At 42.1% G+C, this 18,330-nt stretch carries 15 protein-coding genes and 1 pseudogene; 8 read left to right on the top strand and 8 right to left on the bottom strand.

The genetic code is table 11. The features are described from left to right. The first annotated feature begins 97 nt into the window (after positions 1–97). Positions 98–1,285, top strand: coding sequence for an ammonium transporter (locus AY606_RS00370; RefSeq protein ID WP_067864456.1), 1,188 nt, complete (start codon positions 98–100; stop codon positions 1,283–1,285). 136 nt (positions 1,286–1,421) lie between these two features. Here the strand turns inward: AY606_RS00370 and AY606_RS00365 are convergent, their stop codons facing one another. After that, the gene (locus AY606_RS00365) at positions 1,422–2,108 is read right to left on the bottom strand and encodes an HAD family hydrolase (RefSeq protein WP_067863086.1); all 687 of its coding nucleotides are present in this window, start codon (positions 2,106–2,108) and stop codon (positions 1,422–1,424) included. 215 nt (positions 2,109–2,323) lie between these two features. Between AY606_RS00365 and AY606_RS00360 the strand changes: the two genes are divergently transcribed. Next, the gene (locus AY606_RS00360) at positions 2,324–3,010 is read left to right on the top strand and encodes a phosphatase PAP2 family protein (RefSeq protein ID WP_067863083.1); all 687 of its coding nucleotides are present in this window, start codon (positions 2,324–2,326) and stop codon (positions 3,008–3,010) included. 7 nt (positions 3,011–3,017) lie between these two features. Here the strand turns inward: AY606_RS00360 and AY606_RS00355 are convergent, their stop codons facing one another. From AY606_RS00355 to AY606_RS00335, 5 genes are all read right to left on the bottom strand, one after another. Beyond that, positions 3,018–4,340 (bottom strand): ATP-binding protein, encoded by a 1,323-nt coding sequence (locus AY606_RS00355; RefSeq protein ID WP_067863080.1) that lies wholly within the window; start codon positions 4,338–4,340, stop codon positions 3,018–3,020. A gap of 12 nt (positions 4,341–4,352) precedes the next feature. Further along, complete coding sequence (locus AY606_RS00350) at positions 4,353–5,030, bottom strand: response regulator transcription factor (RefSeq protein WP_067863078.1); 678 nt, start codon at positions 5,028–5,030, stop codon at positions 4,353–4,355. Positions 5,031–5,039: 9 nt separating this feature from the next. Further along, positions 5,040–6,707: a phosphoethanolamine transferase gene (locus AY606_RS00345; protein WP_067864452.1), complete on the bottom strand. Its 1,668-nt coding sequence runs from the start codon at positions 6,705–6,707 to the stop codon at positions 5,040–5,042. Positions 6,708–6,825: 118 nt separating this feature from the next. Beyond that, complete coding sequence (locus AY606_RS00340) at positions 6,826–7,977, bottom strand: porin (protein ID WP_067863076.1); 1,152 nt, start codon at positions 7,975–7,977, stop codon at positions 6,826–6,828. 141 nt (positions 7,978–8,118) lie between these two features. Next, positions 8,119–9,366: an MFS transporter gene (locus AY606_RS00335; protein WP_067863073.1), complete on the bottom strand. Its 1,248-nt coding sequence runs from the start codon at positions 9,364–9,366 to the stop codon at positions 8,119–8,121. A gap of 146 nt (positions 9,367–9,512) precedes the next feature. On the opposite strand from AY606_RS00335, the pseudogene AY606_RS00330 reads away from it, so the two are divergent. The 5 genes and pseudogenes from AY606_RS00330 (at position 9,513) to putP (ending at position 14,231) form a co-directional block, all read left to right on the top strand. Beyond that, a pseudogene (locus tag AY606_RS00330) lies at positions 9,513–10,140 on the top strand (1-acyl-sn-glycerol-3-phosphate acyltransferase). Positions 10,141–10,205: 65 nt separating this feature from the next. Then, positions 10,206–11,123 carry a patatin-like phospholipase family protein gene (locus tag AY606_RS00325; protein ID WP_067863069.1) on the top strand — a complete coding sequence of 306 codons (918 nt, stop codon included), beginning with the start codon at positions 10,206–10,208 and terminating at the stop codon, positions 11,121–11,123. 98 nt (positions 11,124–11,221) lie between these two features. Then, positions 11,222–11,695, top strand: coding sequence for an NfeD family protein (locus tag AY606_RS00320; protein ID WP_067863066.1), 474 nt, complete (start codon positions 11,222–11,224; stop codon positions 11,693–11,695). A 14-nt stretch (positions 11,696–11,709) separates the two neighbouring features. Then, positions 11,710–12,564, top strand: coding sequence for an SPFH domain-containing protein (locus AY606_RS00315; protein WP_067723944.1), 855 nt, complete (start codon positions 11,710–11,712; stop codon positions 12,562–12,564). 176 nt (positions 12,565–12,740) lie between these two features. After that, entirely contained in the window at positions 12,741–14,231 is a 1,491-nt protein-coding gene (putP, locus tag AY606_RS00310; protein ID WP_067863063.1) for a sodium/proline symporter PutP, read from the top strand. Positions 14,232–14,312: 81 nt separating this feature from the next. On the opposite strand, the gene AY606_RS00305 is transcribed toward putP, so the two are convergent. Beyond that, the gene (locus AY606_RS00305) at positions 14,313–15,221 is read right to left on the bottom strand and encodes a polyprenyl synthetase family protein (RefSeq protein ID WP_067863060.1); all 909 of its coding nucleotides are present in this window, start codon (positions 15,219–15,221) and stop codon (positions 14,313–14,315) included. 154 nt (positions 15,222–15,375) lie between these two features. After that, entirely contained in the window at positions 15,376–16,566 is a 1,191-nt protein-coding gene (prpF, locus tag AY606_RS00300; RefSeq protein WP_067863057.1) for a 2-methylaconitate cis-trans isomerase PrpF, read from the bottom strand. Between the two features lie 321 nt (positions 16,567–16,887). Between prpF and AY606_RS00295 the strand changes: the two genes are divergently transcribed. Continuing rightward, a complete protein-coding gene (locus tag AY606_RS00295; RefSeq protein ID WP_067863054.1) occupies positions 16,888–18,243 on the top strand; it encodes an amino acid permease in 1,356 nt (451 codons plus the stop codon). The last annotated feature ends 87 nt before the right edge of the window (positions 18,244–18,330 follow it).

Below are 18,330 nucleotides of genomic sequence, written 5' to 3'. Positions count from 1 at the left end.
TCAAAGCTCTTCCTCAAATCCTATGCCTCGATATACTGATCTTCTTTTTGTGAAAACAGCACTAAAATGGAGCCAAAATATGCAAAATATGCAAAATATGCAAAATATGGATTTACTCTTTCTCCTTCTTGGTGCGGTTTTAGTTTTAGCCATGCATGCAGGTTTTGCATTTTTGGAGCTGGGCACAGTCCGACATAAAAACCAGGTCAATGCGCTGAGTAAAATTCTGACTGATTTTTCCATTTCAGCCATCGCCTATTTTTTTGTTGGCTATTATATTGCTTATGGACAACATTTTTTTCATATGGGTACAACCTTAGCTGCGGATCATGGCTATAACCTGATGCGCTGTTTCTTCTTGCTGACTTTTGCTGCCGCTATTCCTGCCATTATTTCTGGCGGTATTGCCGAACGTGCCAAAATGCGTTCCCAAGCCATTGCCACCTTGTTATTGGTCGCCTTGATCTATCCTTTCTTTGAAGGCATTGCCTGGAATGGTAATTTAGGACTACAAAAATGGTTAGCAAGCACATTTGGGGCAAGTTTCCATGACTTTGCCGGTTCTGTAGTCGTGCATGCCATGGGCGGATGGATCGCTTTAGTCGCTGTCATCTTGCTCGGTGCGCGTCACGGCCGTTATAAAAAAGATGGCCGAGTAAGTGCACATCCACCCTCTTCTATTCCTTTTCTGGCTTTGGGTTCATGGATTTTAATCGTGGGCTGGTTTGGTTTTAACGTGATGAGCGCGCAACGTTTAGATGCTATTTCAGGACTAGTGGCCATTAACTCGCTCATGGCCATGGTCGGTGGAACCATTGCTGCCAACTTCATCGGTAAAAATGACCCCGGCTTTTTACACAATGGTCCTTTGGCGGGCTTAGTGGCCATCTGTGCCGGTTCTGATGTGGTGCATCCGGTTGGAGCACTGATTATTGGAGCCATTGCAGGGGTGATCTTCGTGAAACTGTTTACCTATACCCAAAATAAACTTAAAGTCGATGACGTATTGGGGGTTTGGCCATTGCACGGCGTATGCGGGACATTTGGTGGCTTAGCCGTAGGTATTTTCGGACAACAATGGTTAGGTGGTCTAGGCAATGTTTCCATGATTTCTCAAATTATTGGTACATTGCTGGCAATCTCGATTGCACTTACGGGCGGCTTTCTGGTTTACGGTGCACTCAAGATCACTATGGGCATTCGTTTATCGCAAGAAGATGAATTTCGGGGTGCGGACTTATCTATTCACAAAATCTCAGCCAATTCAGAAGACGCCCTATTTTAAGGCTTAAATTATAAACCTTATTTTAAACCCGGCTTTTAAAATTTGATTACGATTTTCAGCGCGACTCGAAAGGGTCGTTTTTTTATCTGTATCCCTGTCATTTCTATTTCTGAAAATAGCTAAGGGACAATGAGCATTATAAATATTGCTGAATGTCAGCTAAATTTTGAATTTTATTAATGGGTTTATGCGCTTCGATCTCATGAAAACCTTGTAGCCATAAGGCTTTCATGCCGGCTTGGGTCGCGCCTTGTATATCATTGACTGGATGATCGCCAATAAATAGACACTGTTGCGGCTCGACCTGCAACTGACGGCTGGTATACAGAAAAATTTCAGGATTCGGCTTACTCATACCGACTAATTCAGAACTGACAATTTCGTCAAAATAATGGCTAAAACCCAAACCTTGCAGAATGGTTAAACGGGTGGCATGTCCACCATTGGAAACGACTGCCAGTTTATAACCTTGCTGTTTTAAATCGACCAGCAGAGTATCGGCACCTTGCATGGCAACTGCAGATAATCCAAATTGCTGAAACCAGAATTGAGTCAATTCATCCAGTTCAGGAACACTGTTCCAGTTCAGTTCTTGCAGCAGTGCATCAGCTACAGAAGCAGCAATACTCGGATGAGTGAGCAACTCTTTTTTAGGGTAACCGCCATTATCAATACGGCGAATAATCGGCTGAATTTGACTGATCTGATCATGCGCTAATTGATGCTGATATGTACGAGCCAAATGCTGGCTATAGGCCAAAATACTTTCATCACGATGGGTTAAGGTATTATCCAGATCAAATAAAACAGCACGAATGGTCATTTTAATAGCTCACAAATCTTGTCGACTAATGTAGCATCGAAGCCATACAGGCTTAAGCAGTTTGCTTTATATGTTTATTACGATTCAGTACAACGCTATTGTCTATCTATATACAACTTTCTAGGTGTTTAGACTGCCTGTTCGAGCATGACTTAAGTCTAGATTAAGTTTTTGTTGTTGTAATAGCGCAAATAAAATCAATCGATCTTCTCTTTATGCACGACAAGCAACGCTTCATTCTCTATCAAGGCTGTTTCCTGGTCATTAGTTTTTGCATGCTTTGGGTATTTTTTCCTATCGGTGGATCAATCGACCTTGCATTGATTCATCCTTGGGTAAGTGAATCTGGACAATTTTTGTTGCGTGATAACTGGTATTTAGCCGAACTGAATCACCGTTATGTCAAAGATCTGATCATTTTGGTCTATGTCATTTTTTTTATACTCTGGCTCGCTTCCTTTAAACTTGAAAAGTTAAGACCGTTACGCTGGAGCTATGGTTATTTTTTCGGCATGGTCATTCTATCAACCTCAATCATTGGGCTGTTAAAGTCCCAATCGGCACACGCCTGCCCTTGGAATATCACCATCCCTACACCTCAAGGCTTCTTTTGGGATTTTTCAACCACTAAAGGGCATTGTTTCCCGGGTGGGCATGCGGCTACCGGTTTTTCGCTCATGGCAGGTTACGCAGTGTTTCGCCTATCCAATAAAAAGCGTGCCTACTTTTTTCTGGTCGCGGGCTGTATTTTAGGTTTTGCCATGGGCTGGGCCCAGATGATGCGTGGAGCGCATTTTCTCAGTCATAACCTGTGGACAGCTTGGGTTATCTGGCTGGTTAATGTGGTTTTTTACTTTTTCAATTACAAGCATTTTATCACGACTCCCTCATCTCAAGAATAAGGGTTGTTTAAATCTGCTTGACCAGTGGCAATTGTACATTCACTTGTAAACCACCCAGACTGGCACTCGTTGAGAAAGAAATACGGCCCCCTAATCGTTCCGTGGCTTTATCGACAATAGAAAGTCCTAAACCGCTACCCATTTCTAAATGATGATGAATCCGGTAGAAACGCTTAACAATCTGCTGGTGTAACTCGGGGGCTATCCCCGGGCCACTATCTTCGACTTGAACCATGGCGAAACCATCTTGTTCAAACACAGAAACATTAATCACCCCTTGGTTCGGGGTGTATTTAATCGCGTTATCAATCAGGTTGAAAATAATCGAATGCACCGCAGATTCCTGGCTATTTAGCAGTATCTCTTCCTGGCGCTCCATCCCCAAATCAATTTCTTTTTGCATCGCCAAATGAATCAACTGTTCTACACAATTGACTGCCACCTGATTGAGTAAAAACTGCTGCTTGCTTTCAACTTCCAGAATTGAAGCATCTTGTTTTGCCAGATTGAGTAACTGGCTAACCAAATGTTGAATACGGATTAATCCTTTACTTAAATTTTGTAAATCATGATCTTCTGGAAATTGTTTTAACAGAATTTGCATTTGCAAATTTAATGCAGTGATGGGCGTGCGTAACTCATGTGCAGCATCGGCAATAAACTGTCGCTGTTCCTGTTGCGAATGTAGAATACGCTCAAACAAATGATTCATTTCGGTAATGGTAGGAACAATTTCCACAGGATAATTATTAAGTTGTATTGCACTTAGCTCATCTAAATCACGCTGTGCCAATTCCGCTTTAAAATCATCAATTGGTTGTAAACTGCGGCTAATAATCCAGCTTAAACCCCAGATCACAAAAGGCATAAACAGCAGATAAGGAATAAACATATTTCCCGCAAGCTCGAGTGCTAAACGCTGCCGTGTCGATTGCTGCTGGCTGACCTGAATCTGATAATGCTCTAAAGGCAAAACATAAGTATGCCAAATGTCTTGTGGGGTTTTGTGGGTGTAAAATCCTGCTTTATGAACCGGATGAATCAATAAATTTAAAGTATGGCTTTTATGTTCTTCACGTGCATAAGACCACACATCAACAAACAAATCTTCTTCATGATAATGCTTGGATGGATCAAACTGGCTTTTAACCGGCACAGGATCATGAGCCGCGACGCGTTCTGCTAAATTTTTCATCTGCGCATCTAAAACTTCATTAATTTCTTGTAGTGCAATCCGATACGCAGAAAAAATCAGCAGACAACCCAAGGCAATACTAAAAACAGAAATATAAATAATCAGGCGTTTTCTTAATGAATACTGTGACTGCACCAAATGCTAACCTTATAGTTGTCCGAGTCGATAGCCTAAACCACGAATGGTGCGAATGAAATCTTTTCCAAGTTTGGCACGCAAATGATGCACATAGACCTCTATAGTATTACTGCTTACTTCACTATCCAGATCATATAACTTATCTTCTAAATTGGCCTTAGAAAAAATCTTGTTCGGATGACTCACCAAAGGCGTTAAAATTGCCCATTCACGATTAGACAAATCAATATATTGACCTTTGAACTTGGCAATATGCTGTTCGACATCCAGAACCAAATCACCATAACTTAAAATTTTCAGACTGTCTTGCAATGCCGATTCTGCGCCACTACGGCGTAACAAAGCATGAATGCGCGCCAACAATTCATCAAACTCATAGGGCTTGATCAAATAGTCATCTGCCCCATGGTTCAATCCGTCTACACGGTTTTGTAATTGATCACGTGCAGAAATAATCAGTACCGGCAAAGCCGGCCACTGCTGACGAATCTGTTTTAACACTTGCATACCATCCATCATCGGTAAGCCCAGGTCGAGCAAAACAATATCAAACTTTGCTTGGGTCAGTTTTTTTAAACCATCAATCCCATTGTTGACCCACTCCACATCAAATTGCTGATATTTCAACAAAGTCATGCTGGATTCAGCAATCATAAAATCATCTTCAATTATTAATATTTTAGTCATGCCTTAAACTCACGCTTTCTTTTTTGATTCACATTGCTGCAACATATTATGCTGTTCATCAATAACTTGGCTTTTAACATCCAACAAACTGAGCAGACTTGGGAATAAGTTATCTTGGCTCAATTCTTTGCTTTTTTGCTTGGCTAAGCAAGCAATTTGTGCAGAATTGTGTTGAGTCCATTCAGGGGAAAACCACATCAACATTGGAATATGGGTTTGTTGCGTGGGTGCAATGGCATACGGTGAGCCATGTAAATATAAACCATGCTCTCCTGTCGATTCACCATGGTCGGACAAATACCAGAAACCTGCTTGATGGGTGGAATTGCCTTTTAACACCTGAATGAGCGAGCTTAAAACATGGTCGGTATATACAATCGAATTATCATAACTGTTCAATAATTCTGTGCTGCTACAGCCTTGAATCGCATTGGTATCACAGCTGGGTTTAAACGGTTGGAATTTATCTGTGGAACGCTGGTAATAAGCAGGTCCATGACTTCCCATTTGGTGAAGTACAATTAAACGCGGTGTCTGGTCATTTTCAGGAATCGCTGCAAGATAAGTCTTTAAACTGTCTACCAGAATTTCATCATAACAATCCCCGTCTTTAGCACACCATTTGTCTTTTAACTGTTGCGGAATTTGATACTGCTCTATCCGGTTACAGGTGCCTTTACAGCCTGAATTATTGTCAATCCAAGTCACTTTATAGCCTGCTCGCTGTGCAATATCGAGCAATCCTTCACGGTGACTGGCCAACTGTTCGTCATAATCTTTACGCGGCATACCAGAGAACATGCAAGGTACTGAAACTGCTGTTGCCGTACCACATGAGCTGACCTGATTAAAATTAATAATATCCAGTTTAGAAAGTTCAGGGTTGGTATTTTTCGCATAACCATTTAAAGAAAAACTTTCTGCTCGTGCCGTTTCACCTACCACCAAAACCATCAGTTTAGGTTTAGGATGCTGACTTACAGGCGCAAGCAAATGTGCATCCTCACCATAAGTCACTAAAGGTAAATTCTGCACAGGTTTAGATTTATGATAATAAGATAGTGTCGATGAGATGGTATTTTGTGGAGAAATCATGCCTTTTAAATCACGATGTTCCCGAAAAATCGCGGCGTAATCGACATAGAAAAGAAACAACAATCCACCCACCAATAACAATGAAACGATACTATTGATGAGTTTTTTAGTCACTTTAGATAAAAAGACTTCAGGCTTGATACGAACCAGCGCCACTACAATGAGCGGACAGATCACCAAGAACACTGTCCACAGTACAAAGCGTAAAGACAATAAGCCCCGGACTTCACGTGCATCGGTTTGCATCATATTCTGAACTTGTTCAGGTGAAATCACCACACCCAGACTATTCACAAAATATGCAGTAAAACCGCCAATGAAAAGCAATATACAAGCAAATATTTTTGCATTCCATTTCCATTGGATCAGTTGAAAAATGAAGTTATAAGCTGCAACAATCACCAATACGGTTGCCATTAAAAACAAGTAGGCTTTAGGACCTTGATAAGGCGTTAAATTTTGTATTTTTTGAAAAAAAGCAAAGTTTAGAATCACACCCAACCAAATGGCGAGCAACAAATTAAATTGGCTTAAAGAAATTGGCTTAATTTTATTCCGTAGTCGAGTAATCGTATTTAGCATCATTTTGTAGCGAGTCTTTTTACTGATGCTTTAATCTAGAATATTAAACTTAAAACTCACTTAAATAAAAAAAGGCGATGTAAACATCGCCTTTTGATCACCTAAAAGGAATAGTTGATTAGAACTTATATTCCAAACCTGTACCCACAACAGGTTGTTTGGTTTCATTAGAACCTTGTTCAAGGGTTAAATAACCTGCATAACCATATGCCTTAACTTGTTTGTTAAAGGCATAATCTGCACCTGCAAAAATTTGCTTCGCTTCAAAGTCTGCCGTTGCATTTTTAAAACTGGTTGTATTTTGGCTATATTGAGCTTTTACAGTCCAAGCTTTAGCGGTCGGAATGTTATATTCAGCGCCTACTAACCAGCCTTGTGAATCATCAATATCATTTGCACGAAGAACTACATTATTACTTAAAGTAGCCGAAGAGTTTCCATTACCATTAGCTTCTTCAACTTCTGATGTTTGGTAAAGTGCTTTTAAAACTAAACCACCCTCAAAATTTACACGTCCAATTGCACGAAGTGTATTAGCTGCAGCAAAAATTGAGCTGGAAGTTGGTGCAAAAATTTCACCTACATTTGAATTATCGAAACCACGACCTAAAAACCCCGTTGGAATCGCTTTATCATACGCAATACCGGCCACAACCGCTGGGCTATCATAAACAACTGATGCAGACCAGGCATCGCCTAAGCCACGACCAGCAGTCTTAGATGATCCATTCCCTTTGGCAATGCCTGAATCTTCACCAGAAGCCAACAAGGCATTCACTTTGATTGCACCTGCAGGTAATTTAATAGCTGGAGACTCATAAATGACGGCATTAGATATACGGGCTTCACCAGTAAAAATACCGTTAACGTCAGCTTTATTGGCAACATAGTTATTGAATGTATCAACAGAACTAGAAAGTTGTTTCAATGGAGTGTCATGCGCACCCACTTTTAAAGTCCCTAATTGAGCATCTTTTAAACCAACAAAACGGTTACGCGTGGTCCAGTCTGTACTATCACCATCTGCACTTAGGCCCCACTCAATAGCATAAACTGCGCTTAATTGCTCAGTCAGCTTTTCATCACCTTTAACACCAATGAACGAGCTATTCGAACTGACTTCAACAACGTCACGATCAGAAACGGGTGATGCATTATCTTCTGGTAAATAATCGATAGAAGCATCGATTTCCCCATAGAATGTTGGCGCGGCAAAAGTAGAGCCTGCAAGTAGCGTTAAAGTAATTGCTGCTGCAATTTTGCTTTTCATTTTTAAATACCCCTAAGTTATTTTGTAACAGATGTTACTGTTTAGAAATATTTAAAAAAATGATTTAGATTTTATTAAGTTATCTTTTTTACTGCTTAGATTTTAAATAGATATTGAATTGAATTAAAACGATTGTATGCATTATTTTAGGCTAATTTTCCATCTAACAACCGGCCATAAACAGATGACAGCAACCAAGGTAATAAAGGCCAAATAAGCTGCATAACCCAAAAAATCACCCAATATTCCACTTAGGCTATATAGTCCCCCACTGACCGTCGCCATCAGCGCCACCTGAAAAGTAAAATCTGTGCCTGCCAAATGTTTACGGCTATATTGCATGATCAAAGTCAGCATCACCACCAGCAGCATGGCTGAAATCATATCTTCAGCGGCATTAATTAAATAAATAAGCCACGGTTTAATTGACTGTTGTGCCTCATATTGAAATGCCAGCCAGGTGTATGCAGCCAAGCTGAAAATTTTCAAAATAGAAAAACTAAGCAGTGCATTGGCACGAGAAATGTACTTCAAACTTAGGCCGGCCAATCCCGCGCCCAGAAGTGCGGCCAATGCCCCCAGCATGGTCACATAAATGCCAATTTGGGAAAATGTTAATCCTAAATCAACCATTAAAGGTTTCAGCAAAGGACCGGCTAAACCATCAGCAATTTTAAAAGTGATCAGCACCCCTAGCCATAAAATCAGACTGCGGTCTTGATGAAAATAGGATAGATAACTTTTTACTTTGCTCCAGCTAAATGATTCTTTGTCAGTCGCTTGCTGAATATGCTGGAATCGAGAAGGTTCTTTAAAGCATAAAACAGGTAGCGTGTTTAAAAGTACCAGTCCTGCCAAAACTAAAAACGTAATTTGCCAATCCAGCCAATCCAGTGCCCATAAAATCGCGCCACCTCCGACAATAAAACCCAGCCGTGAACCGATCACCTGAAAAGTATTGCCCCAATGCTGCTGCTCATTTTTTAGAATATTGACGGCCAAGCCATCGGTTGCAATATCTTGGGTGGCACCGAGCAGATTCATGCTGAGTAAAGCCACAAAAAATGCCAGTAAATATTCAGGTTGATTTAAAGCCTGGATCGGGAGAAAGGATAGGCCGATCAGTACCACCACACTCAATAACTGAGTCGGAACAATCCAGCTCCGGTAATGTCCAAAAGTTGAATAGCCAAAACGATCGACCCAAGGTGCCCAAAAAATTTTAATCGACCATGGCAGCATCAATAATCCAAAACCACCGATCTGTGCCAGTGACACCCCTTGTGCACGTAAAATTACCGGTAAGGCATGGGTCATAAAACCGACCGGTAAACCTTGTGCCCAATATAAAGAAAACAACACGATATAAATATTACGTGTACTCGGCATAGCATCCCTTATGATGAAAAAAGCAGACTGATTATTTATATCAAACCAGCTGAATTGTAGTTTACTTTTTGCCAATGAATCTTATTTAACAAAAGCTTAACATCATTAAAATGCGATATTTTTTTATCAGGGAGGCCGATAAAACCATGTCAGCCCATTTCCCAACCTTGCCCGATCAAGTGCCTGCTCGCGGTAGCAGCTTGAGCCGAACGATGTTCAAAAAATTATTTATGGCCCAAGGCTGGCGTTTTGAAGGCGAATTTCCAAACCTGCCTAAAGCCGTCGCCATTATTTCCCCACACACCTCCAATATAGATGCATGGCATGGTTTCACCGCCCTGCTTGGACTGGGCATTAAAATTACCATTTTTGGCAAACACACCTTATTTAACACACCGCTGAAACCCTTATTGGAATGGATTGGCGTAATTCCGGTCAATCGCAGTATTCAGCAAGGCACAACTCAGCAAATTATCGACTTTATTGATGCCCAAGATCGGATCTGGGTCGGTATGGCACCTGAAGGCACGCGCAAAACAGGCAGCATCGTTTAGAAGTGGTTTTTACCGTATTGCCGTGGGCGCCCATATCCCGATTGTGATGTTTGCTTTTGATTACCAGCATAAGACCATTCACTGCTTAGGTGTGTTTCACCCAACGGGAAATTATCAACAAGATGTAGAGCAAATTTTAGATCACTATCGGGGGAAATTTTCTCCCAAAAATCCGAAATGGTTAGCCAGACCGTTACAAAATCGTATAAAAAATAGCTAGCCATAATGACAACAATCTGCTGTCATGTGCGCAACTTTTTGTCTATTTAGCGTTCAATTTTAATTATGAAGTTTGTGCAATACTCTTTAATCGGTCTCCTTGCGTTTAGCCTGATCGGCTGTGATAAAGCCATAAAAACCTCCTCACAAACCACAACGATAAAAGCGCGTGAACCTGTAATTGCCATTGCTTTAGGGGGTGGCGGAGCCAAAGGTTTTGCCCATATTGGGGTGCTGAAAGTTTTAGAGTCACATGGTATTAAACCGAAAATTGTTACAGGCACCAGTGCTGGCAGTTTTGTCGGCAGTATTTATGCCAGTGGTAAAACGCCTTACCAACTACAGCAAATTGCCCTTACTTTAAAAGAATCTGACATTCGCGATTTAACCTTCAACAGTCAAGGCGTGGTGCAAGGCCAAAAATTGCAGAACTATGTCAACAAGCACATTGCCAACAAACCGATTGAACAGTTTCCGATTCGTTTTGCCGCAGTTGCAACGCGCCTCGACACCGGACGTAAAGCCGAATTTATTAAAGGTAATGCAGGTCAGGCGGTTCGTGCCTCGTGCAGTATTCCAAATGTCTTTGTGCCTGCGACCATTGGGGGCAAACAATATGTTGATGGCGGTTTGGTCAGTCCTATTCCGGTGAAGACGGCGAAGGATATGGGTGCTGATATTGTGATTGCAGTGGATATTTCTGCACGTCCAGTCGGTGCTAAGTCGCTCAACATGTGGGGCTTGCTTGATCAAACCATAAACATTATGGGACAGCAAAGTATTAATGAAGAACTCAGCCAAGCGACTGTGGTGATTCAACCTAAAGTGGGACACTTGGGCACACTGGATTTGAAAGCCAGTAACCAGTCGATTCTGGAAGGTGAAAAAGCAGCTCAACTGAAAATCATCGCAATTGAGAAAGCCATTACCGATTTCAAAAAGTCTCCAGCCGCCTTCAAACCTGCAGCAAAAGCCAAAATCTAAAAAAGATGCTTTTTTAATATTCAAAGACTTACTCATCTGCTAGATTGATATAGACGCTTGGTTATCTATATCAATTTTAACAATACACGAGTAGATGTATGGAATTTGCTTTCGAACCTTGGCATTGGTTTGTATTGGGTGTTTTACTTATTCTTTCTGAATTGGTACTCCCCGCTTTTGCTGCACTATGGTTTGGCATCGCAGCCATCATGGTGGGTGTTTTATTTTGGTTGTTTCCGATGATGGGCTTCACCACCCAACTCGTCACCTGGATTATCCTGTCCGTTCTGTGCACCTTACTCTGGTTTAAATTTATTAAACCGCTTTCAACCGATAAGACCAAAGCCGGTTTATCCCGTGAAGCGACCATTGGTCAGGTGGGTATGGTCATTCAAATCCATATGGAACATGACCTGATTACAGTACGTTTCCCCATGCCGGTTTTGGGTTCTGATGAATGGAACTGCCGTAGCTTAGAACCTGTGCGTGTTGGAGATCGCGTGCGCGTAGTCGATATTCTCGGCAATGATCTGGTGGTAAAACCCCACAATTCACATAATGAAAATACATAAAGCGAGGAAATAACATGTCTGGCGGATCTATTATTGTTTTAGCCATCCTGGTATTTGCAGGCGTTACCATTTTTAAAGGGGTACGCATTGTCCCACAGGGTTATAAATGGATTGTACAACGTCTGGGTAAATACCATACCACCCTGACACCGGGTCTAAACTTTGTGATTCCTTATGTCGATGAAGTCGCTTATAAAGTCACCACCAAAGACATTGTGATGGATATTCCTTCTCAGGAAGTGATTACCCGGGATAATGCGGTTTTACTGATGAATGCTATGGCCTATATCAATATCACCACTCCAGAAAAAGCGGTCTACGGTATTGAAAATTATACCTGGGCCATTCAAAACCTGGTACAGACTTCACTGCGTTCAATTGTCGGTGAAATGGATCTGGATGATGCGTTATCATCACGTGATCACATTAAGGCAAAACTGAAAGCCGCTATTTCTGATGATATTTCAGACTGGGGTATTACCCTAAAAACGGTTGAAATTCAGGATATTCAGCCATCAAGCACTATGCAATCGGCGATGGAAGCGCAAGCCGCGGCCGAACGTCAGCGCCGTGCCACCGTGACCAAAGCAGATGGTGAAAAACAGGCCGCTATTTTAGAAGCAGATGGCCGTTTGGAAGCTTCACGTCGTGATGCTGAAGCACAAGTGGTCTTGGCTGAATCATCACAACGTGCGATTGAGATGATTACTTCTGCGGTCGGTGATAAAGAAGTTCCGGTGGCCTACTTGCTTGGTGAACAGTATGTCAAAGCCATGCAAGAGATGGCGAAATCGAATAATGCCAAAACTGTGGTGTTGCCTGCAGATATCATGAACACCATTCGCGGCGTGATGGGTCGTAATCCATAAGCTCTGCATTTTTCTATAAAATAGACAGCATTGGCTGTCTATTTTTATTTCAGCTGCGAAAAACTCTGCAATCATTGTGAAATTATGATTAAATTTCGCGTTATTTTTTGAAATTATTTGTGCTTTTTTATAAGCCTTTATTTCGATCTACTGTCCACCTTGTAAATGGATACCGTATGAGCTCCCTGAATCCGACCTTAATTACCTTTCTTTTTTATATTGTCGCCATGATTGCGATTGGCCTGATGGCTTATCGTGCAACAGCCAATTTCTCTGATTATATTTTGGGGGGTCGTCGTTTAGGTAGTTTCGTAACGGCGCTTTCTGCGGGTGCTTCAGATATGAGTGGCTGGTTGCTGATGGGTCTGCCTGGTGCAATTTATCTTTCAGGTTTGTCTGAAATGTGGATTGCCATTGGCCTGATTATTGGCGCATGGTTGAACTGGCGACTGGTGGCCGGACGTCTTCGCGTGCACACCGAAGTTCAGCACAATGCCTTGACCTTGCCAGACTATTTCTCCAACCGTTTCAACGATCAAAAGAAAATTCTGCGTATAGCATCTGCTTTCATCATTTTGATTTTCTTTGCGATTTATTGTGCTTCAGGCATGGTGGCTGGCGCACGTTTATTTGAAAACATGTTTGACTTGTCTTACAACACGGCGCTTTGGATCAGTGCGATTGCGACCATCAGTTATGTATTTATTGGTGGCTTCTTGGCAGTCAGCTGGACCGATACTATTCAAGCCAGCCTGATGATTTTTGCCTTGTTGCTGACGCCTGTGGTGGTCGTGTTAAGTTTTTCCGATATGAATCAGCTGACTTTGGCACTTGAAGCTGCTCGTCCCCAAGCAACTGACGTGATTGGCAATTTAAGCTTCGTCGCGATTCTTTCATTATTGGCCTGGGGCCTGGGCTACTTTGGCCAACCGCATATTCTGGTGCGTTTTATGGCTGCCGATTCAGTCAAATCCATTCCAAATGCACGCCGTATTGGCATGACCTGGATGATTCTGTGCTTAGGCGGTGCCGTTGCTGCCGGTTTCTTTGGTATTGCCTACTTCCAGCAACACCCTGAACTTGCCGGTGCGGTAACTGTCAATCCAGAAACCGTATTTATGGAACTGACCAAAATCCTGTTTAATCCATGGATTGCCGGAATTGTGCTGGCTGCCATTTTAGCCGCGGTGATGAGTACCTTAAGCTGCCAGTTACTGGTGTGCTCAAGTACCTTGACTGAAGACTTTTACAAATCATTCTTACGCAAAAATGCAACGCAAAAAGAATTGGTGTGGATTGGTCGCTTGATGGTCCTCCTGATTGCCCTGCTTGCAATCTGGATGGCTGGAAATCCTGAATCTAAAGTTCTGGGCTTAGTGGCATATGCTTGGGCAGGCTTTGGCGCAGCTTTTGGCCCACTAATTATTCTGTCATTGTTCTGGCGTCGTATGACTTTAAATGGTGCACTTGCCGGCATGTTGATTGGTGCCGTTGTGGTGATTTTCTGGAAAAATATGTTCAGTGCGACCGGGCTGTATGAAATCATTCCCGGCTTCATTTGCTCATTGATTGCCATTATTGTGGTCAGCTTAATGGGTAAGGCACCTACTGAAGAAATCACCACGCGTTTCGATGAAGGTGACCGTTTATATCAAGACTCTAAATAATCTTGAATGCATCAAAAAGAGGACTTATAAGTCCTCTTTTTTTGATGCAATTTTTCTAGATCATACTTTCAAATCCAGTATTTAGCTTTTACGCGACAACAAAAACTGTGAAATCTGATTCAGTTCATCTGCACTGTCACCAAAAATTTCTAAAGCGCTCAAGGCCTGATCATGCAACTCTTGAGCATAAGCCTGAGCTTTGTCCAATCCCATCAATGCAGGATACGTCGATTTATCCACTTGCTGGTCTTTGCCTGCAGTTTTTCCTAGAACTTCTGTATCGGAAGTAATATCCAGAATGTCATCTTGCACTTGAAAAGCCAGTCCAATCGCTTGCGCATATTCACGTAATTTAGGAATCGCTTGATCGGTGCCTTCAAACACACATACCGTAGCCATCATCACTGCAGCAGAAATGAGTGCACCGGTTTTATTACAGTGAATATTTTCCAAAGCTTGCTGATTGACATGCTTGCCTTCGGCTTGTAAATCCAGTACCTGACCACAGACCATTTTTGAACTGGCAGTCGCCAAAATTTGCATCTGTTTTAACACAATGGATGGAGCAACCGCAGGACCTTGATCAAACAGGCGGCTGCCTAATATTTCAAAGGCCATCGACTGCAAAAGATCGCCGGCAAGTAAGGCTGTATCTTCACCAAAAGCCACATGACAGGTTGGCTGACCACGACGCAGTAAATCATTGTCCATACACGGCAAATCATCGTGTGCCAGTGAATAACAATGAATCATTTCAATGGCTACTGCCGCACGGCGTACTGCCGCAAAATTTGCATTCGGTTTGATGACCGCTGTGGCATAACAAAGCGCTGGACGTACACGTTTGCCACCGAGCATCACCGCATGATGCACAGCGCCTTTCAGCGGTTCTGGAATGGAAAATGCGTCTAATGCCGTCAATAAATCTTGTTGGATACGTTGCTGTGCTGGGGTTAATACATTTGCATGTACGTCAGTTAAAGATGACACATTCGCCTCGAATACTTTGCTTTGGTGAGTAAATCTAAATCCACAGGAATACTGCCAGATCTAGCTTAATCTAATCTACAACGCTCTTGTCATCATCGACAGAGAACTTGCGACTCATCATACTGCTTTCTCGCAAGATTCTCTATCTGGTTTGTTATTTCAAGCTATCTTCTGGAATTCGAACCCAGCCTTCCATTAACACGCGTGCACTACGGCTCATCACCGCCTTCTTCACCTGCCATTGTCCATTTTCCTGCACTGCTTGCGCACCGACACGTAAAGTGCCTGAAGGATGCCCAAAACGCACAGCTTCACGTGCCCCACCGCCGGCAGCCAAATTCACCAAGGTTCCGGGAATTGCAGCAGCAGTGCCAATGGCAACAGCCGCGGTTCCCATCATGGCATGATGCAGTTTTCCCATCGACAAGGCACGCACCAGTAAATCCACATCATCGGGTTGAATGTGCTTGCCGCTAGAAGATGTATAGGCTTTAGGTTTCGAGACAAAGGCAATTTTTGGGGTGTGCTGACGTTTTTCAGCTTCGGAAATATCCTGAATCAAGCCCATCTGTTTTGCACCATAAGCACGAATGGTTTCAAAACGTGCCAATGCTTGCGCATCACCATTAATGGCTTCTTGTAATTCAGTTCCTGTATAGCCAATCTCTTCTGCATTTAAGAAGATGGTCGGAATACCGGCATTAATAAAAGTCGCCTGAAAAGTGCCGATATTGGGAACTTCAAAAGTATCGACCACATTGCCAGTCGGGAACATGGCACCGCCATCTTCACCATCATCTGCCGGGTCTAGAAATTCAATCTGAACTTCTGCTGCAGGGAAAGTCACGCCATCGAGTTCAAAATCCCCGGTTTCCTGCACTTGTCCGTTGGTCATAGGCACATGTGCAATAATGGTTTTCCGAATATTCACCTGCCAGATTCGTACCGTACAGATGCCATTTTCAGGAATGCGCTCTGGACTGACCAAACCATTGGAAATCGCAAATGATCCCACGGCAGCTGTTAAGTTGCCGCAGTTCCCACTCCAGTCAACAAAAGGCTGATCAATGGCGACTTGTCCAAATAAATAATCCACATCATGATCGGGCTGTGAACTTTTGGCCAAGATCACGGTTTTACTGGTACTTGAACTTGCTCCACCCATGCCATCAATTTGCTTACCATATGGATCTGGACTGCCAATCACACGTAATAACAATTGATCGCGAATTGTTCCAGCCTGCTGTGCGGCTTCGGGCAAGTCATCGAGTTTAAAGAACACACCTTTACTGGTACCGCCACGCATATAGGTTGCTGGAATTTTGATTTGTGCAGCAAAACTCATTTCATTGATCCTTGATATTTATCATTGTTTTACACAATATATGGGGAGTGTTGATCACTTTTATCATAATGCTTTTTTCAGCAAAAGCATTTACCACAGGACTTAAGTATAAAAAAGAAACGCTCAATCTTATTGATAAAAAGCATTTATAACTTACAAGTCATTGTATTAATAAAATTAATCTATTGATTCATTTATTAATTCTATGCAAATCATATTTTGCACTTGTTCACATAATCATGACCTTACTGGGGTTGTACTAGGCTAATACAAATCAATCCATTACAATCACTTCACTTATCCATTGTCGGGCTGATTACTTTGAATAGCGAGTCTTCTACACTTCAGCGTGGCTTAAAGAACCGTCATATCCAACTCATCGCCATGGGCGGAGCAATTGGTACAGGCTTATTCTTAGGTTCCGCACAGGTGATTCAATCTGCAGGTCCTTCCATCATTTTGGGTTATGCCATTGGTGGTTTGATTGCATTTTTAATCATGCGTCAACTGGGTGAAATGATTGTACATGAGCCTGTAGCAGGATCATTCAGCCATTTTGCCTTTAAATATTGGGGGAAATTTCCCGGCTTTTTAGCGGGTTGGAATTACTGGATTTTATATATTTTAGTCGCCATGACAGAGCTGACTGCTGTCGCTAAATATATTAATTACTGGTGGCCTTTTATTCCTGCATGGGCATCGGTACTGTTCTTTTTCGTTGTCATCACCTTGGTCAATCTCGGCAATGTAAAATTTTATGGTGAATCGGAATTCTGGCTTTCCATCATCAAAGTAACCGCTGTTATTTCCATGATTGTCTTTGGTGTGTATTTGCTGCTCACCGCAGATGCAGGCTCAACTTCTTCGTTTAGCAATCTTTGGACACATGGTGGTTTCTTCCCCAATGGTTTTGAAGGCCTGTTCTATATGCTTGCCTTCCTCATGTTCGCCTTTGGTGGGATTGAGCTGATTGGGATGGCTGCAGCAGAAGCTAAAGATCCTGAAAAAACGATTCCTAAAGCCATTAACCAGGTGGTGTTCCGAATTTTGCTGTTCTATATCGGTTCATTGACGATTCTTTTATCGTTGGTGCCATGGGATCAGCTGGAATTAGGTGGTCTGGATAAAAGTCCATTTGTAATGATTTTCAGTCAACTTGGGATTGGCTGGGCAGCTCACTTACTGAATTTCATTATCTTGACTGCGGCGCTGTCTGTTTATAATAGCGGTATGTATGCCAATAGCCGTATGCTTTACGGTTTAGCACAACAAGGCAATGCACCTAAAGTATTTAATAAAGTAAATAAACAAGGGGTGCCTATCCCTGCTGTTTTATTCTCAGCACTGTTAATTTTTGGTTGTGTACTTTTAAACTACTTTGTGCCAGAAAATGCCTTAAGCCATCTAATCTATGTGGTGGTGGGTGCATTAGTACTCAACTGGGCCATGATTACATTGACGCACTTGAAATTTAGACAGGCGATTAAACAAGCTTCCATCCAAACCAAGTTCCCTGCACTTTGGTCTCCAATCAGTAATTATTTAGTACTCATCTTTATTGTGACCGTACTTTATATTATGTGGATGCAAGGTTTTAAAGAATCTGTACTGATGATTCCGATCTGGATTGTGATCATGTTGGGTCTATTTAAAGTCCTCAAGATGAATAAATCTTAAGCAGATACTATAAAGAGCAGTCTTTTAAAAAGTTATTGTTTCGACAATAACTTTTTTTTTATCAGTATTTGCGCTAAATTAGCTGCG

Origin of the sequence: Acinetobacter sp. SFB (genome assembly GCF_001647545.1) — a bacterium.
Lineage (GTDB): Bacteria > Pseudomonadota > Gammaproteobacteria > Pseudomonadales > Moraxellaceae > Acinetobacter.
The sequence above is the reverse complement of the archived record's forward strand: the minus strand, read 5'-3'. Positions and strand labels throughout refer to the sequence as shown.